This window comes from Paraburkholderia sp. BL27I4N3 (assembly GCF_003386115.1).
Taxonomy (GTDB): domain Bacteria; phylum Pseudomonadota; class Gammaproteobacteria; order Burkholderiales; family Burkholderiaceae; genus Paraburkholderia.
The window spans coordinates 6109321-6135299 of record NZ_QREJ01000001.1 but is presented as its reverse complement, the minus strand read 5'-3'; the positions used below and the strand labels follow the sequence as shown (position 1 = coordinate 6135299).

General features: G+C 64.0%; 25 protein-coding genes. 12 read left to right on the top strand and 13 right to left on the bottom strand.

Annotated features, from left to right (window positions below; all coding sequences use genetic code 11):
• Positions 1-70: 70 nt before the first annotated feature.
• From B0G71_RS27885 to B0G71_RS27840, 10 genes are all read left to right on the top strand, one after another.
• Positions 71-493, top strand: coding sequence for a MarR family winged helix-turn-helix transcriptional regulator (locus tag B0G71_RS27885; protein WP_116145820.1), 423 nt, complete (start codon positions 71-73; stop codon positions 491-493).
• A gap of 85 nt (positions 494-578) precedes the next feature.
• Complete coding sequence (locus tag B0G71_RS27880) at positions 579-1679, top strand: HlyD family secretion protein (RefSeq protein WP_181916835.1); 1101 nt, start codon at positions 579-581, stop codon at positions 1677-1679.
• Between the two features lie 7 nt (positions 1680-1686).
• The gene (locus B0G71_RS27875; RefSeq protein WP_116148927.1) at positions 1687-3267 is read left to right on the top strand and encodes a DHA2 family efflux MFS transporter permease subunit; all 1581 of its coding nucleotides are present in this window, start codon (positions 1687-1689) and stop codon (positions 3265-3267) included.
• Positions 3268-3277: 10 nt separating this feature from the next.
• Positions 3278-4711: an efflux transporter outer membrane subunit gene (locus B0G71_RS27870; protein WP_116148929.1), complete on the top strand. Its 1434-nt coding sequence runs from the start codon at positions 3278-3280 to the stop codon at positions 4709-4711.
• 70 nt (positions 4712-4781) lie between these two features.
• Positions 4782-5969, top strand: a complete 1188-nt coding sequence (locus B0G71_RS27865; protein WP_116145817.1) for a thiolase family protein — start codon at positions 4782-4784, stop codon at positions 5967-5969.
• 195 nt (positions 5970-6164) lie between these two features.
• Positions 6165-7442 (top strand): NupC/NupG family nucleoside CNT transporter, encoded by a 1278-nt coding sequence (locus B0G71_RS27860; protein ID WP_116123271.1) that lies wholly within the window; start codon positions 6165-6167, stop codon positions 7440-7442.
• A 15-nt stretch (positions 7443-7457) separates the two neighbouring features.
• Positions 7458-7847, top strand: coding sequence for a cytidine deaminase (locus tag B0G71_RS27855; protein ID WP_116145816.1), 390 nt, complete (start codon positions 7458-7460; stop codon positions 7845-7847).
• Positions 7844-8809 carry a nucleoside hydrolase gene (locus B0G71_RS27850; RefSeq protein WP_116145814.1) on the top strand — a complete coding sequence of 322 codons (966 nt, stop codon included), beginning with the start codon at positions 7844-7846 and terminating at the stop codon, positions 8807-8809. The genes B0G71_RS27855 and B0G71_RS27850 overlap by 4 nt, the downstream gene beginning before the upstream one ends.
• A 212-nt stretch (positions 8810-9021) precedes the next feature.
• On the top strand, positions 9022-9957 hold the full coding sequence (gene panE / locus B0G71_RS27845) for a 2-dehydropantoate 2-reductase (RefSeq protein WP_116123274.1): 936 nt from the start codon (positions 9022-9024) through the stop codon (positions 9955-9957).
• Positions 9958-10024: 67 nt separating this feature from the next.
• Positions 10025-10324, top strand: a complete 300-nt coding sequence (locus B0G71_RS27840) for a hypothetical protein (RefSeq protein WP_116145813.1) — start codon at positions 10025-10027, stop codon at positions 10322-10324.
• An 86-nt stretch (positions 10325-10410) separates the two neighbouring features.
• Here the strand turns inward: B0G71_RS27840 and B0G71_RS27835 are convergent, their stop codons facing one another.
• Genes B0G71_RS27835 through B0G71_RS27805 form a run of 7 tightly spaced genes read right to left on the bottom strand, consistent with a single transcriptional unit; the run spans position 10411 to position 17294 of the window.
• Complete coding sequence (locus B0G71_RS27835) at positions 10411-11457, bottom strand: ABC transporter substrate-binding protein (RefSeq protein ID WP_116145811.1); 1047 nt, start codon at positions 11455-11457, stop codon at positions 10411-10413.
• A 32-nt stretch (positions 11458-11489) separates the two neighbouring features.
• Positions 11490-12617 (bottom strand): FAD-binding oxidoreductase, encoded by a 1128-nt coding sequence (locus B0G71_RS27830; RefSeq protein WP_116145810.1) that lies wholly within the window; start codon positions 12615-12617, stop codon positions 11490-11492.
• On the bottom strand, positions 12610-14043 hold the full coding sequence (locus tag B0G71_RS27825; protein ID WP_116145808.1) for an NAD(P)/FAD-dependent oxidoreductase: 1434 nt from the start codon (positions 14041-14043) through the stop codon (positions 12610-12612). Before B0G71_RS27825 ends, B0G71_RS27830 begins: the two co-directional genes overlap by 8 nt.
• On the bottom strand, positions 14040-14462 hold the full coding sequence (locus tag B0G71_RS27820) for a (2Fe-2S)-binding protein (protein WP_116145806.1): 423 nt from the start codon (positions 14460-14462) through the stop codon (positions 14040-14042). The genes B0G71_RS27825 and B0G71_RS27820 overlap by 4 nt, the downstream gene beginning before the upstream one ends.
• Positions 14462-15256 (bottom strand): ABC transporter permease, encoded by a 795-nt coding sequence (locus B0G71_RS27815; protein ID WP_106277067.1) that lies wholly within the window; start codon positions 15254-15256, stop codon positions 14462-14464. Before B0G71_RS27815 ends, B0G71_RS27820 begins: the two co-directional genes overlap by 1 nt.
• 39 nt (positions 15257-15295) lie before the next feature.
• Positions 15296-16210: an ABC transporter permease gene (locus B0G71_RS27810; protein WP_116145805.1), complete on the bottom strand. Its 915-nt coding sequence runs from the start codon at positions 16208-16210 to the stop codon at positions 15296-15298.
• Positions 16203-17294 carry an ABC transporter ATP-binding protein gene (locus B0G71_RS27805; protein WP_116145803.1) on the bottom strand — a complete coding sequence of 364 codons (1092 nt, stop codon included), beginning with the start codon at positions 17292-17294 and terminating at the stop codon, positions 16203-16205. Before B0G71_RS27805 ends, B0G71_RS27810 begins: the two co-directional genes overlap by 8 nt.
• On the opposite strand from B0G71_RS27805, the gene B0G71_RS41035 reads away from it, so the two are divergent.
• Together B0G71_RS41035 and B0G71_RS27800 are read left to right on the top strand one after the other, a co-directional pair.
• Positions 17293-17550: a hypothetical protein gene (locus tag B0G71_RS41035; RefSeq protein ID WP_147308713.1), complete on the top strand. Its 258-nt coding sequence runs from the start codon at positions 17293-17295 to the stop codon at positions 17548-17550. The two genes, B0G71_RS27805 and B0G71_RS41035, sit on opposite strands and share 2 nt — an antisense overlap.
• Before the next feature lie 47 nt (positions 17551-17597).
• Positions 17598-18470 (top strand): IclR family transcriptional regulator, encoded by an 873-nt coding sequence (locus tag B0G71_RS27800; protein ID WP_116145801.1) that lies wholly within the window; start codon positions 17598-17600, stop codon positions 18468-18470.
• A gap of 63 nt (positions 18471-18533) precedes the next feature.
• Here the strand turns inward: B0G71_RS27800 and B0G71_RS27795 are convergent, their stop codons facing one another.
• The 6 genes from B0G71_RS27795 to B0G71_RS27770 all read right to left on the bottom strand — a co-directional run bounded on the left by B0G71_RS27795 (position 18534) and on the right by B0G71_RS27770 (position 25803).
• Entirely contained in the window at positions 18534-20114 is a 1581-nt protein-coding gene (locus tag B0G71_RS27795; protein WP_116145800.1) for an OprD family outer membrane porin, read from the bottom strand.
• 177 nt (positions 20115-20291) lie between these two features.
• Positions 20292-21317, bottom strand: coding sequence for an ABC transporter ATP-binding protein (locus B0G71_RS27790; RefSeq protein ID WP_116145798.1), 1026 nt, complete (start codon positions 21315-21317; stop codon positions 20292-20294).
• Complete coding sequence (locus B0G71_RS27785; RefSeq protein WP_116145796.1) at positions 21314-22312, bottom strand: ABC transporter ATP-binding protein; 999 nt, start codon at positions 22310-22312, stop codon at positions 21314-21316. Before B0G71_RS27785 ends, B0G71_RS27790 begins: the two co-directional genes overlap by 4 nt.
• A 1-nt stretch (position 22313) precedes the next feature.
• Positions 22314-23228: an ABC transporter permease gene (locus tag B0G71_RS27780; RefSeq protein WP_241974794.1), complete on the bottom strand. Its 915-nt coding sequence runs from the start codon at positions 23226-23228 to the stop codon at positions 22314-22316.
• 3 nt (positions 23229-23231) lie between these two features.
• A complete protein-coding gene (locus tag B0G71_RS27775; RefSeq protein ID WP_116145795.1) occupies positions 23232-24170 on the bottom strand; it encodes an ABC transporter permease subunit in 939 nt (312 codons plus the stop codon).
• A gap of 16 nt (positions 24171-24186) precedes the next feature.
• The gene (locus B0G71_RS27770; protein WP_116145793.1) at positions 24187-25803 is read right to left on the bottom strand and encodes a peptide ABC transporter substrate-binding protein; all 1617 of its coding nucleotides are present in this window, start codon (positions 25801-25803) and stop codon (positions 24187-24189) included.
• Positions 25804-25979: the final 176 nt, after the last annotated feature.

Sequence of the window (25979 nt, the reverse complement as noted above, 5' to 3'; positions counted from 1 at the left end):
CCGCTCGTTCCGGCGAGCGTCGGTCCGCGTGTTTGTGTGCATACGCACTCACTAACGAGGAAGCGCAACAATGGAAGGGCTTTTCGACGACGACTGCTTTGCCATCCGCCAGGCCGCGCGTTATGTCTCACAGATATACGACCGGCACCTGGCGAATGTGGGGCTGACCATCACGCAGTTTTCGCTGCTGGGACGGCTCAAACGCACCGGCCCGATGACGATGAAGCAAATGGCTGAAGCCATGCGCATGGAACGCACCTCCCTGGTCCGCACGATCCAGCCGCTGCGCCGCAACGGTTTGGTGTCGAGCGAGGCGCTCGGCGCCGACGCGCGGGCGCTGACGATTGCGCTCACGGCGGCAGGTGAAGAGCGTCTCAAGGCGGGCCGCGAGCATTGGCATGCCGCGCAAGCCGAATTCGAGCATCGTTTCGGCGAACGGCGCGCGGCGGCATTGCGAGGCGAACTGTTCGCTATCACACGAGATCCAGTCTGAAAGTCGCGGCTACGGCGACGCACGGCCGGCGCGGTCCACGCGCTTTTTTTTCAACGTAACGAGTGCATACGCACATATCGACATCATGTCCACTACTCCATCGACTATCGCTCCGCCGAGCGCGGCGCAGACCGCCAAACCGGCACGCCGCATTCCGTGGATGTTGCTCGCGATCATCACGGTTCTTGCCGTGCTGGCGCTTGCGGCGTCGTACTGGTTCTTCGTCGGCCGCTTCGTCGAAACGACTGACGATGCCTACGTGGGCGGCGATGTCACGGTGATGGCGCCGAAGGTGAACGGCTTCGTCAAGGACGTGCTCGTGCACGACAACCAGTTCGTCCACGCGAACGAGGTGCTGATCCGGCTGGATGCGCGCGATTACGACGCGCGGCTCGCGCAGGCCACGGCGGAAGTGCAGAGCGCGCAGGCCTCGGTGACCGAACTGCAGGCGAAGAAGTCCTTGCAGCTCGCCACCATCAACGAGCAGGCCGCCGAAGTCCGCGCGTCCGGCGCCGAACTGACGCGTAGCGCCGCGGACCAGACGCGCTACCGCGAACTGGTGAAGGACGACGCGGTATCGAATCAGGTCGTCGAACGTGCGAATGCTGATTTGACCAAGGCGCGCGCGGCTGTGGATCGCAGCGGTGCCGCGCTGATCGCGGCGCAACGGCAGATCGCCGTGCTCGACGCGCAGATCGGCGACGCCGAGGCGCGCATCGCGACGGCGCAGGCCGCCCAGCGTGTCGCGGCGCTGAACGTGGAATACACGACGATTCGCTCGCCGATCGACGGCTATGTCGGCAATCGCACGGCGCGTGTCGGCCTGCTGGCGAACACCGGCGTGTCGCTGCTGACCGTGGTGCCATCAAGCGGTTTGTGGATCGACGCCAACTTCAAGGAAGACCAGTTGAAGAAGATGCGCGTCGGCGACAGCGTCGATGTCGATCTCGACGCCTCGAGCACGCCGATTCACGGCGTGGTTGAAAGTCTGGCGCCGGCCACCGGCGCGACCTTCAGCGTGCTGCCCGCCGAGAACGCCACTGGCAACTTCACGAAGATCGTGCAGCGTGTGCCGGTGCGTGTGCGGCTGGATGTGCCGAAGACCATGCAAGGCGTGCTGCGTCCGGGCCTGTCGGCCACGGTGAAAGTGCATGTCGATAGCGGCAACACGCCGGCGCGCGGATAAGCCGATCATGACTCAAGCTCCCGCCAACCCCGCCAACCCCGCCGACCTGCCGACGCGAATCAAGGTCCTGGCGTTCACGTTGATGTGCGTCGGGTTTTTCATGGCGACGCTCGATATCCAGATCGTGGCGTCGTCGCTCAAGGACATCGGCGGCGGCTTGTCCGCGAGCCAGGACGAACTCTCGTGGGTGCAGACCTCGTACCTGATCGCTGAAATTCTGGTGATCCCGATGTCCGGCTGGCTCACCCGAGTGTTCTCCACGCGCTGGGTGTTCGCGTTTTCCGCGCTCGGCTTCACGGTCACCAGCATGCTGTGCGGTCTCGCATGGGACATCAACTCGATGATCCTGTTCCGCGGTCTGCAGGGCGCGCTCGGCGCCGCGATGATCCCGACGGTGTTCACCACTGCGTTCGTGCTGTTCCCCGGCAAGCAGCGCCTGATCGCCTCCACCACCATCAGCGCGCTCGCCACGCTCGCGCCGACCATTGGTCCGGTGATCGGCGGCTGGATCACGTCGCAATGGTCGTGGCACTGGCTGTTCTATCTGAACCTCGTGCCGGGCCTCGCCGTCACGCTGTTGGTGCCGAAGTACGTGCACTTCGACAACGTCGACCTGTCGCTGCTGAAGAAGGGCGATTACCTCGGCATCCTGTTGATGTCCGGTTTTCTCGGTTGCCTCGAATACGTGCTGGAAGAAGGGCCGCGCAAGAACTGGTTCGGCGATCACGTGATCCTGACGTGCGCGTGGATCACCGCGATCTGCGGGTTTCTGTTCCTCGTGCATGCGTTCACCGCAAAAGAACCGATCGTCGATTTGCGCGCGTTGGCGATCCGCAACTTCGGCATTGGCAGTCTGCTGTCGTTCATTACCGGGATCGGGATTTTCTGCGCGGTGTTCCTGACGCCGGTGTTCCTGTCCCGTGTACGCGGTTTCGATTCGTTGCAGATCGGTGTGGCGTTGCTGTCGGTCGGCTGTTTTCAACTGGTCGCGATGGTGGTGTATTCGATAGTTGCGCGCTTTATCGATATGCGGATCCTGCTGGTGTTCGGCCTGGTGCTGTTCGGCGTCGGCTGTTATCTGTATGTGCCGCTGACTAATCAATGGGGCTGGCAGGAGTTGCTGATTCCGCAAGCGTTGCGCGGCATCGGCCAGCAGTTCTGCATTCCACCCATCGTGACGATGGCGCTGGGTTCGTTGCCGATGTCGAGGCTTCGTTCCGCCAGCGGCCTGTTCAACCTGATGCGTAACCTCGGCGGCGCGATCGGCATTGCCGTGAGCAGCACGATGCTCAACGACCGGTTGAACCTGCACTACGAGCGGCTCGATGAACATCTGAACGTGGGCCGTCCGGTGGTCGAATCGATCTTGCAGCAACAAAGCGCGCATTTCGCGGCAGTGGGCGGCAACGTGCTGAACGCGGCCAACGCCGGCCTCGGTGAACTGCACGCACTGCTGATGCGTGAAGCGCTCGTACTGACGTTCTCCGACACGTTTTACGCCCTGTCGCTGTGTTTCGTCGTCGGCCTGCTGAGCGTGCTGTTCTCGCGCCCGTTCGGCAACACCGCACCGCCGCCCGATGCTCATTGAGGAATCCAACATGAAACCGATCCTTTTCAAAGTACTGGCGAGCGCCGCCTTGCTGACGCTCGCGGCGTGCGCGGTGCAACCGGAAACGCACGCGGATTTGCCGCAAACCGTGAAGACCGTCGCGCCTGCCGCGTGGAATGTCGACGCGCCGCAAGACAGCGTCAGCGCTAACGCGTGGTGGGAGCAATTTGGCGACCCGGTCATGCATCAACTGGTCGAATCGGTGTTGACCGGCAACCTCGATGTGCAGGCGGCAGTGGAGCGCGTCAGGCAGGCGCAGGATCTGGCGACGCAGAATCGCGCCGCCCTGCTGCCGGAATTGAATGCGAGCGCGACCGCGTCCGACTCGCGTCAGAACACGCCGCCGCCGCTCGGCTATGTGCGCCAGGCCGGTGTCGGCTTGACGGCGAGCTGGACGCCCGACGTGTTCGGCGGCGAACGTCTTGCCGTGCTGGCGGCGCAGGCGCAAGTGTCGGGACGCCAGTCCGCATTGAACGAGGTGCGCCTCGCGCTCGCGGCAAATACGGCGGCAGCGTACATCGATCTGCGCTGGGCGCAATCGCAGTTGCAGATTCTGAGCGACAACGAGCAGATCCGCGCACGCGCGCTGAAGCTCACGCAGCAGCGTCTGCACTATGGGCTGTCGACGCAACTCGACGTTGCGCGCGCGCAGAACCAGCTCCAGGATTTGCAGGCGCAGATTCCGCGCGTGCAGTCGGCGGTGCAGCATCAATTGAGTCTGATCGCGGTGTATTCGGGGCGCACGCCGGAGAGCGTCGACAGCTTGTTGCTCGCCAATGCACGCGATATCCCGGTGCCCGCGCAAAGCGTGCCGCAGATGCTGCCCTCGGAAGCGCTCCTGCAGCGTCCCGACGTGCGCACCGCCTACGCGACGGTCGAGCAACGCGCGGCGGAAGTGGGCGTGTCGAAGGCGCAGCGCTATCCGCAGTTCCGCCTCAATCTCGCCGACGGCCTGCTGGCCTCGTCTTATCTCGGCTTGCCGACGCTGACCGACAACCTTTTCAGCGCCGCGTTAAGCGCGACGAGCCCGATCTTCAACGCGGGCCGCATCACCGCAAATATCGACGCGAGCGAGAGCCGCATGCGCGAATCGCAACTCGGTCTGCAGCAGACCATGCTGCAAGCGCTCAAGGAAATCGAGGACAACCGCAGCGATCTCGTGAGCGGCGCGGTGCAGGTGCAACGTCTCGGCGGCGCGCTCGATGCGTCGAATCAGGCGCTGCGTTTGTCGAGCGAACTGTACAAGGGCGGCGCGGCCGATTTTCTTGATGTGCTCACCGCGCAGGAGGCGTATCTGCGCGACGCCGAGTCCTTGAACCAAGCCAGGCGCGAGCACGCGCTCTCAGCTGTCGCGTTGTACCGGTCGCTCGGTGGCGGCTGGGATGCGCCTGACGCGGTCACGGCGGTGTCGTCGAACAACTGAATACTTGAACAAGCGATCGACTGATGCACGGGCGTGGCCAATGAGGTGTTGAACCAACTGGAGAGAAATGATGGCGAATCAGCGAGAAGTAGTGATCTGCAATCCGGTGAGAACGCCGATCGGCGCATTCGGCGGGGCGCTGAAGGACGTGCCCGCTACGGAGCTAGGCGCGCTCGCCGTGCGCGAGACGCTGCGCCGCAGCGGGCTCGACGCGGCCGAGTTGGCATCGGTCGTGATGGGCAATGTGATTCAGGCCGGCAACAAGATGAATCCAGCGCGCCAGGCGTCGATCGGCGGCGGCGTGCCGGTGGCCGTGCCGGCATTGACGGTCAATCGCGTATGCGGCTCGGGCGCGCAGGCGATCGCGTCGGCGGCCCAGGAAATCCTGCTGGGTCTCGGCGATGCGGCCGTCGCGGGCGGCATGGAAAACATGGACCGCGCGCCGTATCTGCTCGACGGCGGCCGCTGGGGCTACCGCATGGGCAACGCGCAAATCCACGACAGCCTGTTGCGCGACGGCCTGAACGACGCGTTTTCCGGCGAGCATTCCGGCTGGCACACGGAAGACCTCGTCGCGCAGTTCGATATCACGCGAGAAACGCAGGACCGTTGGGCCGCGCGCTCGCAGCAGCGATTCAGCGAAGCCCGAGCGCGCGGCGATTTCGACGCTGAACTGGTTGCCGTGGAAATAGCCGGGCGCAAAGGCCCGCAACATTTCACGCGCGATGAACAACCGCGTCCCGACACCACGGTGGACACGCTCGCGAAACTGCGGCCGGCATTTCGTCCCGACGGCACGATCACCGCGGGCAACGCGCCCGGATTGAACAGCGGCGCAGCCGCGATGCTGGTGGTCGAGCGCGGTTTCGCGGAAGCACGCGGCATCGCGCCGCTCGCGCGTCTCGTGTCTTATGGCGTCGCCGCTGTCGAACCCGGCATGTTCGGCCTCGGTCCCGTTCCGGCGGTGCAGATGGCGTTGGCACGAGCTGGTTGGCAACTGCACGATGTCGAGCGTTTCGAAATCAACGAAGCATTTGCCGCCGTGCCGATCGCGGTCGCGCGCAAACTCGGCATTGCGGACGAGTTGATCAACGTGCAAGGCGGCGCGATTGCGCATGGTCATCCGATCGGCGCGACGGGCGCCGTGCTGACCACGCGCCTGCTTCATTCGATGCAGCGCGATGGCATCAAACGCGGCATCGTGACGCTGTGTATTGGCGGCGGTCAAGGTATCGCGTTGGCATTGGAAATGCTGTGAGTTTGAACCGATAGCAGCAGGGTGCGTCGACGCGCGATAGACATGTCGATGCACCTCGCTGCGATTCCTGAGATGCGCGGCGCATCAACCGTGGCGCATCCTGCGGCACTAGAGTGCCGGCCCATATTTAAAGTTTTTATTCCGGCACCGGTTTCGTTTAGCATCACTGCCACTTTCACAAGAACACCACGAGACATGGCACTGATCGTTAGAAATATCCTGGGCATCGCAGTACTGCTACTCATCGCGTTCATCTTTTCCACCAACCGTGGCGCCATCCGCTTACGGACTGTAATTAGCGCGCTGCTGGCGCAGGTGGGAATCGGCGCGTTCATTCTGTTCGTGCCGCTCGGCAAGTCGATCCTTTCGGGCGCGGCATCCGCCGTCAATCATGTGCTCGGCTACGGTAACGCGGGCATCGAGTTCCTGTTCGGCGGCCTTGTGCAGGCCAAAATGTTTCAGGTCTTCGGCGACGGCGGTTTCGTGTTCGCCGTGCGTGTGCTGCCGGCCATCATCTTCGTCACTGCGTTGATCTCCGTGCTGTATTACCTCGGCGTGATGCGCTGGATCGTGATCGTGCTCGGCACGGTATTTCAGAAGCTGCTCGGCGTGTCGAAGATCGAATCGTTTTCCGCGGTCACCACCATTTTCCTCGGCCAGAGCGAAATGCCCGCCGTGGTCAAACCGTTCACGCCCGACATGACCGGCGCCGAACTGTTCGCGGTGATGTCGAGCGGCATGGCGGCCGTTGCCGGTTCGGTGCTGGCGGGCTACGCGGGCCTCGGCGTGCGCATCGAGTATCTGCTGGCGGCGTCGTTCATGGCGGTGCCGGGCGGCTTGCTGTTCGCCAAGATCATTCATCCGTCCACCGAGCCGAGCCGCGTTCGTCTCGACAACCTCAACTTCGACGAGAAGCGTCCCGCCAATATCATCGAAGCCGCGAGTTCCGGCGCGACCGTCGGCCTGAAAATCGCGGTGATGGTCGGCGCGATGCTGATCGCGTTTGTCGGTCTGATCGCGTTGGTCAACGGAATCGTGGGCGGCGTGGGCGGCTGGTTCGGCCATCCGCAACTGTCGATGCAATCGGTGCTCGGCGTGGTCTTCGCGCCGCTCGCCTATCTGATCGGCGTGCCGTGGAACGAGGCCACGATTGCCGGCAATTTCCTCGGCCAGAAAGTCATTCTCAACGAGTTTGTCGCGTATGCGTCGCTATCGCCGTATCTGAAGGACGCTGCGAGCGTGACCGCGGCCGGTCTGACGGCGCTCGATCCGCGTACCATTGCTATCCTGTCGTTTGCGTTGTGCGGCTTCGCGAACTTTTCGTCGATCGCGGTGCTGACGGGCGGCTTTAGTGCCGTCGCGCCGGGACGCCGTGCCGAAGTCGCGCGCTACGGCCTGCGTGTCGTGCTTGCCGCGACGCTCTCGAACCTGATGAGCGCCACCATCGCGGGCATGTTCATTACGCTGAATTGAATCGAGGATTGCTGGATGAATATGGAAGAACTGTTGGAACGCGCGGGCCTCGCGCGAGAAAAGGCCTATGCGCCTTATTCGAAGTTCAAGGTCGGCGCGGCGCTGCTGACTAAAGACGGCCAGGTGTTCGACGGCTGCAACGTCGAGAACGCGTCATATGGTTTGTGCAATTGCGCGGAACGTACCGCGTTTTTCAGCGCTATCGCTGCCGGTTATCGGCGTGACCAGTTCGCCGCGCTCGCCGTAATCGGCGACACGGACGGCCCGATCGCGCCGTGCGGCGCGTGCCGCCAGGTCATCATCGAACTGGGCGGCCCTGAACTGCCGATTCGCCTCGGCAACCTGCATGGCGTCACGCGCGACACCACCGCGCGCGAACAATTGCCGGACGCGTTCTATCTATGAGCAAGCACAAGGTCATCTACGACACCGACCCAGGCGTGGACGATGCCATGGCGCTCGTGTTTCAGGCGCTGCATCCGGATATCGAACTGCTCGGCCTGACGAGCGTATTCGGCAACGCGACGATCGAAACGACCACCCGCAACGCGCGCTTTCTCGCCGGACGGTTCGCCGCCGGCGTGCCGGTCGCGCAGGGCGCGGCAGCGCCGCTCAAGCGCGGCGCGCCCGAGCCGCTCGCATGGATTCACGGCGACAATGGGCTCGGCAATATCGCGCTGGATACAACGGACGAGGCTCCGCTCGACGCACGTCCCGCGCACCGCTTCATCATCGACATGGTGCGCGCGCATCCCGGCGATGTCACGCTGCTCGCGGTGGGCCCGCTCACGAACCTTGCGCTCGCGCTGGCCGACGATCCGCAGATCGCCTCCCTCGTCAAACAGGTGGTGATCATGGGCGGCGCGTTCGGCACGGACGGCGTGCTCGGCAACGTCACGCCCGCGGCGGAAGCCAATATCCTGGCCGACCCGGATGCCGCCGACATCGTGCTCGGCGCGGCGTGGCCGGTCGCGATCGTCGGGCTGGACGTCACGCAGCCCACCATCATGAGCCACGAGTATCTGGCGTCGCTACGCGAACGCGGCGGCGCGGCCGGTCAGTTCGTATGGGAAGTGTCGCGGCACTACGAGGCGTTTCACGAGCAAAGCGCGCAGCTGGCGGGCATCTACGTGCACGATTCGTCGGCGGTGGCCTATATGCTGGCGCCGCATCTCTATACGACGCGCAGCGGTCCCGTGCGTGTGCTGACGGAGGGCATCGCGGTGGGTCAGACCATCCAGAAGCCGGCGACTATGCCCGTGCCCGCGCCGGCCTGGGATAGCCGGCCCGACTGCAAGGCGTGTATCGGGGTGGACGTGCCGGGTATGCTGGCGCTTTACGAGCGCACCATTTGCGGCACGCTGTGAACGTGAAAGAGGCGCTTGCCTGACGCGCCGGCGGCATTGCCCGATTGATCTGAGGTAAGCCGCTGTGCAATGCAACACGGCGGCTCGCGTCAATCCTGGCCGGTGCCGATCTTCAATCTTTGCTACATTCTGCACACGCGCCGCATTCGCGCCCCCCGAAACTCTCGCTCGTGGAGGCAAGCGCGTGATCGAAATCTATCAAGAGGCCAAAGATGCGAATTCTTGTAGTAGGGGCGGGCGCAGTAGGCGGCTATTTCGGCGGCCGTCTCGCGGCGGCGGGCCAGGACGTGACCTTCCTCGTGCGTCCGGGCCGGGCGGAAAAACTCAAGCGTGACGGGCTCGTCATCAGCAGCGTGCGCGGCGATCTCAGTCTGCCCGATCCGCAAACCATTCTCGCCGGCGTCGGCGCCGAGCCGTTCGATCTGGTGCTGCTGAGCTGCAAAGCCTACAGTCTCGACGACGCCATCGACTCCTTCGCGCCGCTCGTCGGCGAGTCGACGCTGATTCTGCCGATGCTCAACGGCATGCGCCATATCGACGTGCTCAACGAAAAGTTCGGCGCGGCGCGCGTGCTGGGCGGCCAATGCGTGATCGCCGCCACGCTTAATGCCGAGCAGCACATCGTGCATCTGAACGACATGCATGCGATCACGTTCGGCGAACAGGCCGGCGGCACGTCGGAGCGTGTTCAGGCGATCGCCGAGGCCATGGCCGGCGCGAATTTCGACACGCTGGTCAGCGACAACATTTTGCTGCGCATGTGGGAGAAGTGGGTGTTCCTGGCCACGCTGGCGGCCAGCACGTGCTTGATGCGCGGTTCGGTCGGCGATATTCTGGCTGCGCCGGACGGCAAGCGCGTGATCGAGAATCTGCTCGGCGAGTGCCGCGCGGTGGCCGAGCACAACGGCTTCACCATGGGCCCGGACTTCGACGCACGCGCCACGCAAACGCTCTTCACGCCTTCGCCGCTCACCGCGTCCATGTTGCGGGATGTGGAAAACCATTCGCATACCGAGGCGGATCACATTCTCGGCGATCTGATTTCGCGCGGTGGCGACGCGCAAAAGGGCGAGCACGGCTTGTCGTTGTTGCGCATCGCCTATAGTCATCTGAAGACATATGAAGCGAGGCAGGCCCGCACGTCCTGAGGGATGCCACGGGCACGAATCGGGACTTCACGGGCATAGCCAACAGCCTAACGATCAGAGGTGAAGCATGCCGAGCCCCATCGGATCAGTGCCCGCACTCAGTGCCGCTTCGGCCACGATCTTCTCGATCGGCATCGTCTTTCTCGGCTACTGGGGTTTGTATGAACCGACCCATTGGCGAGTCGCCGATGTCTTCGTGTTCGTGTCCGCGCTGATCGGATTCGGCTGCCTCGGACTCGTGCCGTGGGTCGCCACGAGTCCTGTCGAACCCGAGGGCAGCGATAGCCGCATTCGCATTGCGCGGCATCTGTTTCTTGCCGGCGTGGTGGGAATCTGGCTTGCGGTGGCGATGTCGGTGATTTTCTAGAACGACACCCACGCTCAAGCATAAAAAACGCGCGCCTTGCACAGTTGCAAGGCGCGCGTTTTTGTTGATGCGCAACCGGTCAGCGCTTAGCGCTCGATCTGCCGGTTCCAGCGCGTATCCCACTGCGCGCGGTGCGCGTTGATCGTGTCCCAATCGACCACCGTCACCTTGTGCACCAGGTCGTCGACGTTGCCGAGGCTTTGCTGCATCGGCGGCGTCATCTTCGCGAGACGGTTGGTGGGAATCTGACGCCCGGCTTCGGCGGCCTTGGTCTGCGCCGGCGCGGACAACAGGAATTGCGCGAGCTTCTGTGCCAGTTGCGGATCGGGGTTGTTGTTGACCACGCACAAGTCGACCAGCAACAGCACCGGACCTTCCTTCGGATTCACATAGCCGACCGGAATGCCCTTGTCCGCCAGGTCGCCCACGGCGGTCGGCGTCAACGGGAACAGGCCCGCCTCGCCGGTCTGGACCATTTCGGAAATCTTCGCGGAGTTCGGCACGTACTCGACCACGTTCGGTCCCACCGTGGTTGCCCATTTCGTGAAGCCCGGCTCCACGTTCTGCTCGCTGCCGCCCATCAGGCGGTTGATGGCGAGAAAGCCGTGCAGCCCGAACGTGCTGCTCGACGCCGACTGGAACACCACCTTGCCCTTGTATTTCGGATCGGCGAAATCCATCCACGAGGTCGGCGGCGCCCAGCCTTTTTCAGCGAACAGCTTCTTGTTGTAGGCAATGCCGGTCATGCCGAGTTGCACGCCCGCGCCCATGTCGTCCTTCATGCGCGCGAACGGATAGAGTTCCTTGAGCACGGGCGCGTCGTCGAGCTTCTTGCACACGCCCATGCTGACCGCGCGCGCCATCACGCCGTCGTCGAGAAACACCACGTGGATCTGCGGGCTGGCCTTGTTGGCGAGCAGCTTGGCGAGAATGTCCGACGACGTGCCCGGCACCACAACCACCTTCACGTTGTTGGCCTTCTCGAAGTCGGGCAGTACCTGGCTCGTATAGGCCTTCTCCATCGGGCCGCCGTTCATGCCGATGTAGATCGTCTTGGTTTGCGACCACGCCGGCGCGGCCGCGCCGAATGCGCACAATGCGGCCAGCGCCGCGAGCGTCTTGAACAGTTTCATTGAGGGGCTCCTGAGGTTCGTTAAACGAGGACTTAAGCGACCGGTGAGGTCGCGACAGCAGCAAAGCGGCCAATCGAAAAAGCGTCGAGTGGCGTCGCGGTGGCGCCGTCGACGACGAGATCGGCGAGCACTTCGCCGACGCCCGGCGCGAGCAGGAAGCCGCCGCCTGAAAAACCGAATGCATGTAACAGACGCGGCACGCTACGGCTCGCACCGATGATCGGATTGCTGTCGGGCGTTTCGCCTTCCACGCCGCTCCACGTGCGGATCAGCAGCGCCTCGCGCAAGGCGGGCAGCAGCGCGCACGCGTCGCGCATCACGGCACGCGTGGTATCCGTCGACGGCTGGCCGTATTCGCCGTCGCCATGTCCGCGTCCACCGCCGATCACGCAATTGCCGCGCGCCACTTGCCGCGCGTAGATGCCGCCGCCATACACGCCCAGGTTGTGGGCGATGAAGAGCGGCAACGGCTCGGTGACCCACATGTTCGGGTAGATCGGTTTCATCGGCGCGGTCTCGCCGAAGTAGCCCGCCACCGTATTCGCCCACGCGCCTGCTGAATTGATGAGCCAGTCGGCGCTGATGCGAAGATCGCCGGCGCGCAGTTGAAAGCGCGTGCCGTCGTGATGAATGTCGGTGAGTTCGGTTTGCTCGCGCACATCCGCACCCGCAGCCCGCGCGGCGCGCGCGAAGGCGGGCGACACCAGCCGCGGGTTCGCATGGCCGTCGGTGGCGCACAGCGAGCCGCCCACGGCCGCCGGCCCGAGCCACGGGTAGCGCTGGCGGAACGCCGCGCCGCTGATCAGTTGCGTGTGTAGTCCATAGTCGCGCGCCATGTCGGCCCACGTCTGCAGCGCGGCGAGATCGCTTTCGCTGCGAGCAAGGCGCAAATGTCCTGACATCGTGAACTCGCCGTCGATGCCGATCAACTCCGGCAAGCGGTCCCAGATACGTCGCGCGCGGATTGCGAGCGGCATCTGTTCCACCGGTCGGCCCTGGCAGCGCACGCCGCCGTAGTTCACGCCGCTTGCCTGCGCGCCGCAATAGCGCCGCTCGAACAGGCCCACGCGCAAGCCGCGTTTCGCGAGCGCCAGTGCCGCCGATGAACCGACCAGGCCGCCACCCGCAATCGCGACGTCGTAATGCAGCGTGTTATTCATCGCGCGCCTCCGCGGGGATGTCGGCGACGTCGTCGGCATACATTTCCGGCGCGAGCGGAATCGGTTTGACGGGCGGCTGGCTGCGCAAACGGCCCACTGCGTCGAGCGGTTTGCCGGTTTCCCCGGCGAGCAGGGTCAGCGCGGCTTCGCCGCACATGCGTCCCTGGCAGCGGCCCATGCCGACGCGCGTGAGCGCCTTCAGCCGATTGATCTCATTCGCTTCGCCGCCGCGGATGCACCGCCGTAACGTGCCCGCGTCGATCTCTTCGCAGCGGCACACGGTCATGTCGTCGGGCCATTGCGACGCGCAGTTGGCGGGCGGCGCGAAGGCTGTTTCGATACCCTCGCGAAACACCGCGATACGTTTCAGACTACGCTCGATCGATGCGGCGTCGGGCATGCGCAGACCACGCGGATGCGCGATGCCGAGATCGTCGAGCAAGGCGAGCGCGGCGCGGCGCCCCGCCAGTTCGGCGGCGTCCGCGCCGGCGATGCCCGCGCCGTCGCCGGCGAGATAGAGGCCGGGCACGGAACTGCGGCCCGCTTGGTCGACTTCAGGCAGCCAGCATCGGTTGGTCGCGTCGAAGCGGAAGTGGCAGCCCGCGAGATCGGCGAGTTGCGTCTCGGGCTTGAGGCCGAAGCTCACGCCGACCGCGTCGCATGCAATGGTTTCAGTCGGCGAGCCTTCACGCGACGCGCGCCATTCGAGCGCTTGCACACCATCCACGCCACGAATGCCGACCAGCGTCACATCACGCTCGATCCGCACGCCATGTGTTTTCAGCCAGCCGACGTAATACAGGCCTTTCGCAAAAGTAGCCGGCAGACGCGCGAGTTTGGGCGCCGCGGCGATCTGCCGCGAGAACGGACTCGTGTCGAGCACGGCCGTGACTTGCGCGCCGGCTTTCACGTACTGATACGCCACGAGATATAACAGCGGTCCGGTGCCGGCCAGCACGACGCGTCGGCCGATCGCGCAGCCTTGCGCCTTCAGCGCGACCTGGGCCGCGCCGAGCGTGTAGACGCCAGGCAAGGTCCAGCCCGGCACCGGCAGCACGCGGTCGGTCGCGCCGCTGGCGATGATCAGATGCGAGAACGGCACGCGCAGCTCGCGTCCCGCATGCAACGTATCGAGTCGGCCCGCTTCGCAGGCCCACGCGAGCGTGTCGGGGCGATAGTCGAGATGAGGCAGCAGCGCGGCCATGGTCGAATGCAAGGCTTCGGCCTTGTGCGCTTCGAAACCGTAGAGCGTTTTTTTCGAGCGCTCGAAGCCGCCGTTCGCCGGCGGTTGCCGATAAATCTGGCCGCCCCAGCGCGCGTTTTCATCGATCACGATCGGCTTCACGCCAGCCGCGACCAGCGTCTCGGCAGCGCGTACGCCCGCCGGCCCGGCGCCGACGATCACGATGCGGTGTGCGTCGCTCATCGGGCGTCTCCGGTTTTATTCACCGCGCCGAGATCGGCATCGGCGCCGGCTGCGGTCGTGGCGAGCCGCGTCAGCACGCGCATGCCTTCGCTTACGAGCGTCGAGCACGCTCGCACGCGTTTGCCGTCTTCGGTACGCATCCAGCAGTCCTGGCATGCGCCGATCAGGCAGAAGCCCGCGCGCGGCGCGCCGCTGAATTCGCTTTCGCGCACGTGGCGCTGCTGCATCAGCACAGCGGTCAGCAGCGTGTCGCCTTGCAGCGCGGCGACCTGTTCGCCGTCGAGATAGAAGTGCAGCGTTGCGCGCCGCGTTTCCGCCACGCGAACGAACTGCGGCTCGCGGCGCGCGGCGTCCGCGTGGGTAGACGGTGAATGGGACGGCAGCGTGGACGGCATGAGAGCGTGGTCGGAAGAGGACATCAGTGCTGGCCGATCAGAATGCGGTTCAGGCCGTACACGCGGTCGAGCAGCAGCATCGCGCCGCCGGTAATGAAGATCACCAGCGCGGAGACGGAGGCCATCATCGGATCGATCGATTCGGTCGCGTACATATACATGCGCACCGGCAGCGTGACGGTTTGCGGCGAGGTGACGAAGATCGACATGGTCAATTCGTCGAAGCTGTTGATGAAGGCAAGTAGCCAGCCGCCGGTAATGCCTGGCAGAATCATCGGAAAAGTGATGCGGCGAAACGTGGTCCACGGGTCGGCGCCGAGCGAGTGCGCGGCATGCTCGATACTGCGATCGAGGCCGCTCACCGACGCCAGCACGAGCCGCATCACGAACGGCGTAATGATGATCATGTGCGCGAGCACGAGCCAAGCGAACGAGCCGGTCGCGCCGATCAGCGCGAAGAAGCGCAGCAGCGCGATGCCGAGTACGAGGCCGGGAATCACGAGTGGCGACAGCAACAGGCCGTTGAGAAAGCTGCGGCCCGGAAAGCGCGCGCGGCCGATGGCGAGCGCGGCGGGCAGCGCCACGATCAGCGACAGCGTCGCCGAAGCGAACGCCAGTTTCAGGCTGTTGAAAAACGCGCCGATGAAATCCGGGTAATTGAGGATCGCGCGGAACCAGCGCAATGAGACGCCGTGCGTGGGCAACGTGAGCGTTTCGTCGGGCGTGAAGGCGACCAGCACGACGATCACGAGCGGCGCGAGCACGAACGCAATCACTAGCGTATGGAAAATCAGCGCGATGGGGCCGTTTCTTCTCATGATGATTTCACTGAATATGCCGATGAAAATGCCGATGAATTAACCGAGGCTTCTGGTGTACCTGCGCTCCAGAACCCGGTAATACGTGAGCATCACGATCAGATTCGCGACCAGCAGCAGGAGCGCGATGGTCGCGCCGAGCGGCCAGTTCAGCGAGCCGAGGAATTCGTCGTAGACGGCGGTGGCGGCGACTTTCAGGCGTCGTCCGCCGAGCAGGCCGGGAATCGCGAAGGCGCTCGCCGACAACCCGAACACCATCAGGCTGCCCGACAGAATGCCCGGCGTCAGTTGCGGCAGAACAATGCGGCGCAGCGTGGTGGCGGGCGACGCCATCAGCGAAAGCGCGGCGTTTTCCGTTTGCGGGTCGAGCTTCTGCAGCGCGGTCCACACCGGAATCACCATGAACGGCAGCATCACGTGCACGAGTGCGATGACGATCGCGAAGGTGGTGTACTCCAGCTTGTACGGCCCGAGTCCGACCAGACCGAATGCCTGGTTCACGAGGCCGCCGGTGTTGAGCAGCATGCTCCAGCCGAACGCCCGCACCACTACCGAAACGAGCAGCGGCGCGAGAATCACCAGCAGGAACATCGAGCGATACGGATCGCGCATGCGCGACAGTACGTACGCTTCCGGCGTGCCGATCGCAACGCACAACAGCGTGACGAGAAACGCAATGCCGAAGGTGCGCAAAAAGATGGTGTGGTAATACGATGAACTCAGCACTTCCACGTAATTGCCGAACTGGAACGCGGCGATCGGCCCGCTGGCCGGATCGAAGCGATAGAAGGTCAGCACCAGCGTCATCAGAAGCGGCACCAGCACGAGCGCCACGAACAGCAGAAAGGCCGGCGCGCACATCAGCCAGAGCGGCAAAAATGCTTGCCAGGGCGCACGGAGGGCGTTGCCGGACTTCATGTCGCGGTCGTCGGCGGCGGGCAGCGTACTAGCCATGATGCGCGTCCCGTTGAATGAAGCGGATCGCCTCGCTGTTCCAGTCGACGCCGACCGCCGCGCCTTCGGGCAGCGGCTCCGTGCCTTCGTTCTGGCAGCACACCAGCACTTCGCCGAGGCGGCTGTCCAATCGATACAGCCATTGGCTGCCGAGGAAGAAACGGCTCGTCACGGTGGCCGGCACACGTCCCGCGTTCGGTGCGCACAGGCGCAGTTTTTCCGGACGGATGCACAAGGTCACCGCGTCGCCGACGCCGACCACGCGCTCGCGCGCCGGCAACTGCGCCGTATGTCCCGTCTCCGCGAGATCGTGGCCGAGGTCGATGCGGATCGCGTCGCCGTCGCGTGCCACCACGGTGCCCGGCAGCATGTTGGCCTTGCCGATGAACTGCGAGACGAAGCGATTTTCCGGGCGCTCGTACGCTTCGTACGGCGTGTCGATCTGCGTGATGCGGCCGGCTTCCATCACCACCACGCGATCGCTGATCGACAGCGCTTCGGATTGATCGTGCGTCACCATGATGGTGGTCGTGCCGATCTTGCGTTGAATGCCGCGCAGTTCGAACTGCATGTCTTCGCGCAGCTTGGCGTCGAGATTCGACATTGGTTCGTCGAGCAGCAGCACCGGCGGCGCGATCACTATGGCGCGGGCAATCGCCACACGCTGCCGTTGGCCGCCGGAGAGTTCGCGCGGAAAGCGATGCGCTAGTGCGTCGAGGCGCACCAGCGACAGCGCTTCGCGGATGCGCTCCTTGCGCTCGGCCTTGTCGATGTTGCGCATCTCCAGCCCGAAGCCGACGTTGTCGGCGACGCTCATGTGCGGAAACAGCGCGTAGCTCTGGAACACGATGCCGAGGCCGCGCTTGTTCGATTTCATGTGCGTGATGTCGCGGCCGTCGAGCGTGATGCGGCCGCGCGTCGTCTCCACGAAGCCCGCGATCATCTGCAAGGTGGTGGTCTTGCCGCAGCCGGACGGACCGAGCAGCGAAACGAACTCGCCTTTCTCCACCGACAGGTTCACGTCGGTGACTGCCTGCAGATCGCCGAACGATTTCGTTACGTCCGTGAGTGTGAGGAACGACATGATCTGGCCTTTGGATGGTTCGACACCGGTTCAATCGACTACTGCCTCGATGACGCCGACTCTAGCTAGCCAAATTACCGTCAGTCAATTTCAAATTCCAATTGCCGGTACAAGATTAGAAAAAATTCCGTCAAACGGAATCTATTCACTGAAACCGACGGCAGGTGTTCCGCTGTATGGTCTCCGGAAAATCCCTATGAATCATCGATACAACGCTGCCGCGTGGGAAAGCTGGCAGAATTCCGCTGACGGATAAAACGCCTTATAGTGTTCCAATCAGTGAAATAATTCCGAGCCAATGAAATGAATCCTGCCGCCAAACGAGATGCCGACACCGCGGACACGGGCAGTGCCCCCGGCCCCGGCATGCTGGAACGCGCGTTCGCGGTAATCCGCGCATTGTCCGAAGCGCAGCCCGACGGCGGACGTGTCACGCGTCTCGCGAAGGCGGTCGGGCTCACGCAAGGCACGGTGCATCGCATCCTGCATGCGTTGATCGCGGAGGGCATCGTCGAACAGGACGAAAGCTCCAAGCTGTACCGGCTGAGTGTGGATTTTTTCGCGCTCGCGGCGCAGGCCGGCAACCCGAGCGGCATGCGCACGCTGTGCCGTCCCGCGTTGTTGCGTCTGTGCGCGAGTCTCGGCGACACGATCTTTCTGCTCGTTAAAAGCAGCTTCGACGCGGTCTGCCTCGACATCTGCGAAGGGCCGTTTCCGATCCGCTCTTTCACCGGCGATATTGGTGGGCGTGTCGCGTTGGGTGTCGGGCAGGGCAGCCTGGCGATTCTGGCGTTTCTACCCGAGGCGGAGCGCGAGGAGATCATCCGTTTCAACGTGCCGCGCATTCGCGGCTACGGTGTGCTCGACGAAGTGTATTTGCGCACCGAGATTGAACGTGTGCGCCAGTTGGGCTACGCGGGGCGCAATAGCGGCGTGCTCGACGGCATGGCGGGCGTGGCGGTGCCGATTCTGGACCGCACGGGCGTGGCGGTCGGGGCGTTGAGCGTCGGCACGCTGGCCGCGCGTCTCGGCGACGACCGTCTGCCGATGGTGGTCGAATTGCTGCGTCGGCAGGCCGATGCGATCGGCCCGCAAACCAATCCGTTCGATGTCGCGTTGCGCCGGCCGATGCATGGCCTGTCGCGCGCGATGACCACCGAACGGATCACCGGATAAGCGCACGCGCGATGAACGAGGCAGCGCGCAAGCCGCGCCGCCTGTCGAATCGCCCGAGAGCGTTTAGAACACCTTCACCGGCACATTCACCACCAGCCGGTATTCCATGTTGTTGCCGTCTGAGTAGTGATACTGGCTGTTGTGCCACATCGCGATGAAGGTGACCTTCGTATCCTTGAAGCGCCCGCTTTGCAGCGTGTAGCTCGGAATGAAGCCGAATTCGTGATGATGGCCATGCACCGGCTCGCCGTTCTTCCAGTACAGATCATGCAGCGGCGCGGAAGGCGAGGCATTCTCCGCCGCGCCCGCCGACGCATCCGCGCCCCAGCCGTATTGCCCCCAGAACATCGCTTTGAGTCCGGGCACGCCGGCGTATTTGCCGTCGAATGTATAGCGCAATTGCAGCGACTGCTCGTGCGGCGCGTTGTAGTCCACGTCCATCGAGTTGGTCAGATAGATACCGTTGGTCTCGTTGACGTAGTCGAAGAACTGGTCGCCGAGCACCTGCTGGTAGCCGAGCAACAGCGCATGCGGGCCGTGCTGCGCGGAGACCGACACGCTGTACGCGTTGCTGTTGATGTGCCCCTGACGCGACGCGCCGGTGTCGTGCGTCGAGTAAATGTTCGCAAGGCCGCTCCACTTGATGGTGGTCGGATCGCCGAACGACTGGGCGACCGAGCCGTAGTACTGACGCCAGACGTCGTCGGCCTGATCGACATATAGCGCCATCTCGCCGTTCTTCGCGTAGTGCCAGGTGCCGCCCACATAAGTGAGGCGATCGATCCGCGTGCCGCCGTACGAGGTGGTGAGATTGGTCAGATTGGTGTGGCCGCGGGCGTCGACTTTGGTGAAGCTGCCGGCCTGCAATCCAGTGTGCGCGAGATCGTTGCTGACCATCGAGACGCCGAGAAAAGTCGGCGGCAATGCGCGATTGTCGTGCGGTTCGAGGAACGGGTTTGTCACGTCCTGCAAACCGTACTTCACGACCGTCTCCGAAATGCGTCCCTTGATGTCGTACATGCCGGGATACGCCCACGCGAGCTGCTGCGAACCGCCGCCGTCCTTGCCCACGTGCACCATGTTGCCCGCGCCACTGCCGCCGTCGAGTTTGAGCGCCCCGAACAGCGATGCATCGACGCCGAAGCCGATCAGCCCTTGCGTGTAGCCGGATTCAAAGTTGGCCTGCGCGCCTTGAACCCACGCGTGACGGTAAATCGTGTTGGGCGCCTGGAAGTAGTCGGCGTAGTTGCGAAACTGCAGATTCAGATGGCTGTCTGCGATGAAACCCTTGCTTGCCATTTGGCTCGACAGCGGCGCGGGCGGCGTCACGGTCTGACTGGCCTCGGCGTTGACGACGGCGTTGGTGGTATCGGGTTGGTCGTTACGCACGTGGCCACCTTGCTCCGCCCGGCGCTTGCCGGAAGCATCGATTTGCTGCGTCGGCGTGGTTTGCGCGAGTTGCGCGGGGGACGACAACGTTTGCGCGACCGTTTGAGTTTTAGACGCCTCGGAGGTGGGCTCCGTGACGCTGTCGTCGGCATACGCGTTAACGGCTAGTGTCAGTGCCGGAAGCGTGAATGCGCAGTAAAAGAACGTTGCTGCTCCGGTTTTTTTTGACCGGTTTTTTGATCGGGTATCTTTCATTGAGTACGTCTCTGATTATTGTGGTGAATCTTTGGCCGGCGCTTAGCCAGTCCATGCTTATCGCTCGTTCCGCGGTTGGCAGGACGAACGAATCCGACGGCGCGGCGGCCTGCCGCGCCGGGAATACGGTTTTGATTTCTCGGGTTCTTCGGTGTGCTGGCGGTGCGCCGGCGGCACTTACCTCACGGCGTCGTCAACGCGAATACATGCGACCCGTGTTGCCCTGGCCCCGTGCGTGACGGGCTGCGGAATCTCCCTGGCGCAGGCGTCGATTGCATCCGGGCAGCGCGTGCGAAATGCGCAACCGGAAGGCGGATTCAGCGGCGAGGCAATCTCGCCGCGCAACAGCAGATGACGGCGCGCGCGCTCCACCACCGGATCGGGCACCGGCACGGCGGAGAGCAACGCGCGCGTGTACGGATGGCGCGGTGTGCCATATACCTCGCGCTTGTCGCCGAATTCCATCACCCGGCCCAGATACATCACCAGCACGCGGTGGCTGATCGCTTTGACCACGGCCAGATCGTGCGCGACGAACAGCAACGAGAGCGACAGTTCGCGTTGCAGATCGCGCAGCAGGTTGACGATCTGCGCCTGGATCGACACGTCGAGCGCGGACACTGGCTCGTCGCAGATCACCAGTTGCGGTTCGCCGATCAGCGCGCGCGCAATGCCGACGCGCTGACATTGGCCGCCGGAAAACTCGTGCGGATAACGGCGCAGATGCTGCGCGTTGAGTCCGACGCGTTCGAGCATGGTGAGCACGCGCCGCTGTACATCGGCACGGGCGATATCCTGGCCGTGCGTCATCAACGGTTCGGAAACGATCTGTTCGATCGTCATGCGCGGATCGAGCGAAGCGAGCGGATCCTGGAAAATCATCTGCACGTCGCGGCGCAAACGCGAGGTATCGCGGCGCGCGCCCGGTAGCACGGTTTCGTCGCCGAGCCAGCGCACGCTGCCGCTCGCCACCGGCGCGAGTCCGATGATCGCGCGCGCCAGCGTCGACTTGCCGCAACCCGATTCGCCGACGAGTCCCACGGTTTCGCCGCGCCGCACGCTGAACGACACGCCGTCCACCGCGCGCAGCGTCGCTTTGCCGGACCACGGAAAGCCGCCGCGCGGCACGCCGAATTGCACCTTGAGATTGTCGACGCGCAGGAGCGTGGCCGCGTCCTGGTTTGCGATAGGCGTGGCGTTCATACGTGTTGTGCCTCCAGGATTTCGCCTACCGGCTTAAAGCATGCGCGCAGGGCGTCGGGATAGCCTTCTGCGGCAACAAGGGACGGCCGCGATTCGCGGCACCGTTCGGTGCAATATCCACAGCGCGGCGCGAACGCGCAACCTGCGCCGACTTCGCCGGGCAGCGGCGGATTGCCCGGAATGGTTTGCAACGGACGGTCGTCGTCATCGTCGGTCAAACGTGGCAGCGCGTTCAACAGACCGAGCGTGTACGGATGCGTCGGCGCGGCGAACAGCGCGGCGGCGCTCGCCTGCTCGACCGTCTGGCCGGCATACATCACCATCACGGCGTCGCACAGGCCGGCCACCACGCCCATGTCGTGCGTGATCAGAATGATCGCCGTGCCGCTTTCGCGATTCAGTTCGCGCAACAGTTCGATGATCTGCGCCTGCACGGTGACGTCGAGCGCGGTGGTGGGTTCGTCGGCGATCAGGATCTCGGGCTCGGAGAGCAGCGCCATCGCGATCATCACGCGCTGGCGCATGCCGCCGGAAAACTCATGCGGATACATGCCGATGCGGCGCGCGGCATCGGGAATGCGCACCGATTCGAGCGTTTCGATCGCGCGGCGGCGCGCTTCGCGGCGCGACATCTTGCGATGCAGTTGCAGCGTCTCGGTCATCTGCCGTTCGATTGTCAGGAATGGATTGAGCGAGGTCATCGGGTCCTGAAAGATCATGCCGATGCGGTCGCCGCGAATCCTGTTCAGCGCCGCTTCGTTCATGGTCAGCAGATTCTCGCCGCGATAAGTCGCGCTGCCGGACACCTTGCCGTTGCCGGCAAGCAGGCCAAGCAGCGCCATCACAGTCTGACTCTTGCCCGAGCCCGATTCGCCGACAATGCCGAGCGTGCGCCCCGCCTCGAGTGAAAACGACACGCCTTGCACCGCATCGACGGGTGCGCCTTCGCGGCGCGTAAAGCGCACGCTGAGGTCTTTGACTTCGAGTAGCGGCATGTCAGCGGTCCTTCGGGTCGAATGCGTCGCGCAAACCATCGCCGACGAAATTCACGCAATACAGCGTCACGCACAGCATCACGGCCGGGCACAGCAGCAGCCATGGCATCGATTCGAGCTTCTGCGCGCCGTCCTGAATCAGCACGCCCCAGCTCGTCATCGGTTCCTGCACGCCGAGGCCGAGAAACGACAGCACCGATTCCGTCAACACGATATTCGGCACCGTCACGCTCGCATACACGACGACCACGCCGAACAGATTCGGCACGATATGACGCGCGATGATCGAACGCGAACTCACGCCAATCGCCTTCGCGGCGTCGATGAATTCGCGCGAGCGCAGCGACAGCGTCTGACCACGCACCACGCGTGCCATATCGAGCCATGAAAACGCGCTGATGGTGAGCACGACCAGATAGAAAGCGCGGCCGAACATCGTCATCATCAGAATGGCGATCAGCATGTAGGGAATCGCGTACATCATGTCGACGATACGCATCATCACCGCGTCGACGCGCCCGCCGAGATAGCCCGCGGTCGCGCCATACGCGACGCCGATCAACCCCGACACCAGCGTGCCGAGCAGCCCGACTTCGAGCGACACGCGGCCGCCCTGCAGCGTGCGCGCGAGCAGATCGCGGCCGAGTTCGTCGGTGCCGAACCAGTGCATGTTCTGCAAAGTGGGCGGCAGGCTGATCGCGCTCCAGTCGCTATCGATCGGGTTGTTCGGCAAAAGCCACGGACCGGCCACGCAGGCGATCACGATCAGCATCAGCACGACGAAGCCGGCGAAGGCGGCGCGGTTGCGCACGAAGCGCCACGCGGCGGTGGCGAGCGGGCCGCGCGAACGCGGCGCCCTGGCGATGGCCGCGAGCGGATCGAGCGCCGCGGCAGTCGATTGAAGAGAGCGGGGCATGGATCAGTACCGGATGCGCGGATCGAGCCACGCATACGCGAGATCGATCAGCAGATTGAACAGCACCGCAACGGCGGTGGTCAGCACGACGAGGCCGAGCACGAGGGTGTAGTCGCGATTGATCGCGCCGTTGACGACCAGTTGGCCGAGGCCCGGCAGCGCGAACACCGATTCGGTCACCACTGCCGCGGTAATCGACGAGATGCAGATCGAGCCGAGCAGCGAGACGACCGGCATCAGCGCCGGCTTCATCGCGTGACGCAGGACGATCGTGCGGCCCGGCAAACCCTTGGCGCGCGCCGTGCGGATAAAGTTGCCCGACAGCACTTCGATCATGCTGCCGCGCATCACGCGCGCAATCGCGGCGACGTTGATGATGGTGAGCAGCACGATCGGCAGCACGCGGTAACGCCACTCGCCTTCGCCCCAGCCGCCGGCCGGCAGCCAGCCGTGTCCCTCGGACGTTTTCAGCAGGATTGCGAAGATCCACACGAGCACCGGCCCCAGCACGAAGGGCGGCACCACGTTGCCGAGATTGCCGAGCACCATCACGAAGTGATCGACGAAACGGTCGCGCCGCACTGCGGCCACCGTGCCGAGCGCGACGCCGATCACGAGCGCGATCGGCACCGACACGCCGCCCACGCCGAGACTCACCGGCAGCGCCTTCCACACCAGGTCGTTGACCGACCAGTCGGCGTAGCGGAACGACGGCCCGAGGTCGCCGTGCAGCAGCGAGCCGAGGTAGTGAAGGTACTGCAGCCACAACGGTTCGTCGAGGTGATACTTGGCGTTGAGGTTCGCCAGCACGGCTGCCGAGAGTTGCTTCTCGGTGTCGAACGGGCCGCCCGGGGTGAGATGCAGCAGCAGATAGCACGCGGTGATCACGGCGAGAATCGTCGGGATCGCCCAGAGCGTGCGGCGCAGCGTATAGGCCAGCATGACGGTGCTCCCGCGTTTAGTGCTTGGTCAGATACATATCTTGCGTGGCGCGCATGTCGAGGTAGTTGGTCGGCTTATAGCCGCCTACGTACGACTTGACCAGCCGGTCGGCCGAATACTGGAAGAGCGAGACCACAGGGTAATCGTTCATGGCCAGATCGTGTGCCTGCGTGAACAGCGCGGTGCGCTTCGCGTCGTCGAGCTGCTGGTTGCCTTCGTCGATCAGCTTGTCGACTTGCGGGTTGCAGTAGCGCTGGTCGTTCTGCACGCTGTTGCAGCGGATCAGATCGAAGAACGAGTTGGCGTCGTTGTAGTCGACGAACCAGCCGTCGCGCGAGGCCTGCACCTTGCCTTCGTGGCGTTGCTTGAGCAGCACCTTGTATTCGACGTTTTCGAGCTTTGCCGTGACGCCGAGCTTGGTGCGCCATTCCGACGTGGCGAACAGCGCGACCTTCTTGTGCAGGTCGTTGGTGTTGTAGGTGAGCGTGAACGTCAGCGGCTTCGCGTCCGAATAGCCCGCGGTCTTCAGCAGGTTGCGCGCGTAGTCGATGCGCTTGGGCATCGGCCAGCTCGCCCACTCCGGCGTGAAGACGCCCGAGCCTTCGGTGCCCTTGGCGATCAGGCCGTACATCGGCACTTCACCGTCGGCGGTCAAACGTTTGGTCAGCAGGTCGCGGTCGAGCACCATTGCCAGCGCCTGGCGCACGCGCTTGTCTTTGAAGGCGGGGTCTTCGTTATTCAGGCTGTAGTAGTACGTGGCGATCTGCAGGCCGGTTTTCAGTTCGGGGCCGAACTGCTTGCTGACCTGCGCGTACACACCGGACGGAATCGAATACGTGTAGTCGAACTGGCCGGCCTGGTACATGCGCATCGCCGTTTCGTCGTTTTCGATCGGCAGGTAGGTCACTTTCGTGATCACGACCTTGCTGCTATTCCAGTACGTCGGGCTTTTGGTCGCCACGAGGCGGTTGCTCGGCTGCCAGTCGGTCAACGCATACGGACCATTGCCGACGAAGTTGCCCGGACGGGTCCAGTCGCCGCCGAACTTCGTCACGACCGCGCGGTTGACCGGCGTCATCGTCGCCATGGCGGTCAGCTGCGGGAAAAACGCGGCGGGCACTTCGGTGGTGACTTCGAGTGTGTAGGGATCGACGGCACGCACGCCGAGGCTCGTCAGCGGCGCCTTGCACGCGAGAATCGCCTTGGCGTTTTTCACGAATTCGACCAGCACTGTGTATTTCGAACCCGTCTTCGGATCGAGCACGCGTTGCCAGGAGTAGACGAAATCGGCCGCCGTGACCGGCTGCCCGTTGCTCCAGCGCGCATCGTGACGCAGCTTGAAAACCCATGTGTTCGGTCCGCTGCGCGACCACGACTCCGCGACACCTGGCACGATCGCGCCGCTTGCGTCCATGCGCGTCAGGCCTTCGAACAGGTCGAGCCCGATCGTGTTGCCGGTCCATGACTCGATATGCGCGGGGTCGAGCGATTCGGTTTCGCCCGGCACCTGGCGAGTCATCTCCTGGCTGGCGGCGAGCGTGACGCCGGCGGGCACCGTAACGGCGAAAGCGGAAGGGGCAAACGTGAGGACGAGCGCGGTCAGCGCCGCCGTGTAGACGAACGGGGTTTTCATCGGTTGAGATCGCAGGAAAGGTCGAGAGAGAAACGCGCTGGCGCCAGGGCGCCCGTTTAGCTGCGTTGCTCGGGCCAGGGCGGCCCTTGTTGCTCGTGGTGGTAGCGCGACATGCAGGATTCCTTACATTGCGTAATGCAGGCAATCCCTCGCCGGCTCAACCGGATAAGGTGCCT

Excerpts from the sequence above, each read along its gene's own strand:
- B0G71_RS27835 (WP_116145811.1), bottom strand. The coding sequence starts at position 11,457 with ATGAAACTGTTCAAGACGCTCGCGGCGCTGGCCGCATTGTGCGCATTC.
- B0G71_RS27800 (WP_116145801.1), top strand. The coding sequence starts at position 17,598 with ATGAATCCTGCCGCCAAACGAGATGCCGACACCGCGGACACGGGCAGT.
- B0G71_RS27805 (WP_116145803.1), bottom strand. The coding sequence starts at position 17,294 with ATGTCGTTCCTCACACTCACGGACGTAACGAAATCGTTCGGCGATCTG.
- B0G71_RS27820 (WP_116145806.1), bottom strand. The coding sequence starts at position 14,462 with ATGTCCTCTTCCGACCACGCTCTCATGCCGTCCACGCTGCCGTCCCAT.
- B0G71_RS27870 (WP_116148929.1), top strand. The coding sequence starts at position 3,278 with ATGAAACCGATCCTTTTCAAAGTACTGGCGAGCGCCGCCTTGCTGACG.
- B0G71_RS27885 (WP_116145820.1), top strand. The coding sequence starts at position 71 with ATGGAAGGGCTTTTCGACGACGACTGCTTTGCCATCCGCCAGGCCGCG.
- B0G71_RS27850 (WP_116145814.1), top strand. The coding sequence starts at position 7,844 with ATGAGCAAGCACAAGGTCATCTACGACACCGACCCAGGCGTGGACGAT.
- B0G71_RS27865 (WP_116145817.1), top strand. The coding sequence starts at position 4,782 with ATGGCGAATCAGCGAGAAGTAGTGATCTGCAATCCGGTGAGAACGCCG.
- B0G71_RS27785 (WP_116145796.1), bottom strand. The coding sequence starts at position 22,312 with ATGCCGCTACTCGAAGTCAAAGACCTCAGCGTGCGCTTTACGCGCCGC.
- panE (WP_116123274.1), top strand. The coding sequence starts at position 9,022 with ATGCGAATTCTTGTAGTAGGGGCGGGCGCAGTAGGCGGCTATTTCGGC.
- B0G71_RS27810 (WP_116145805.1), bottom strand. The coding sequence starts at position 16,210 with ATGGCTAGTACGCTGCCCGCCGCCGACGACCGCGACATGAAGTCCGGC.
- B0G71_RS27770 (WP_116145793.1), bottom strand. The coding sequence starts at position 25,803 with ATGAAAACCCCGTTCGTCTACACGGCGGCGCTGACCGCGCTCGTCCTC.
- B0G71_RS27775 (WP_116145795.1), bottom strand. The coding sequence starts at position 24,170 with ATGCTGGCCTATACGCTGCGCCGCACGCTCTGGGCGATCCCGACGATT.
- B0G71_RS27860 (WP_116123271.1), top strand. The coding sequence starts at position 6,165 with ATGGCACTGATCGTTAGAAATATCCTGGGCATCGCAGTACTGCTACTC.
- B0G71_RS27795 (WP_116145800.1), bottom strand. The coding sequence starts at position 20,114 with ATGAAAGATACCCGATCAAAAAACCGGTCAAAAAAAACCGGAGCAGCA.
- B0G71_RS27830 (WP_116145810.1), bottom strand. The coding sequence starts at position 12,617 with ATGAATAACACGCTGCATTACGACGTCGCGATTGCGGGTGGCGGCCTG.
- B0G71_RS27790 (WP_116145798.1), bottom strand. The coding sequence starts at position 21,317 with ATGAACGCCACGCCTATCGCAAACCAGGACGCGGCCACGCTCCTGCGC.
- B0G71_RS27825 (WP_116145808.1), bottom strand. The coding sequence starts at position 14,043 with ATGAGCGACGCACACCGCATCGTGATCGTCGGCGCCGGGCCGGCGGGC.
- B0G71_RS27780 (WP_241974794.1), bottom strand. The coding sequence starts at position 23,228 with ATGCCCCGCTCTCTTCAATCGACTGCCGCGGCGCTCGATCCGCTCGCG.
- B0G71_RS41035 (WP_147308713.1), top strand. The coding sequence starts at position 17,293 with ATGATCTGGCCTTTGGATGGTTCGACACCGGTTCAATCGACTACTGCC.
- B0G71_RS27855 (WP_116145816.1), top strand. The coding sequence starts at position 7,458 with ATGAATATGGAAGAACTGTTGGAACGCGCGGGCCTCGCGCGAGAAAAG.
- B0G71_RS27875 (WP_116148927.1), top strand. The coding sequence starts at position 1,687 with ATGACTCAAGCTCCCGCCAACCCCGCCAACCCCGCCGACCTGCCGACG.
- B0G71_RS27880 (WP_181916835.1), top strand. The coding sequence starts at position 579 with ATGTCCACTACTCCATCGACTATCGCTCCGCCGAGCGCGGCGCAGACC.
- B0G71_RS27840 (WP_116145813.1), top strand. The coding sequence starts at position 10,025 with ATGCCGAGCCCCATCGGATCAGTGCCCGCACTCAGTGCCGCTTCGGCC.
- B0G71_RS27815 (WP_106277067.1), bottom strand. The coding sequence starts at position 15,256 with ATGAGAAGAAACGGCCCCATCGCGCTGATTTTCCATACGCTAGTGATT.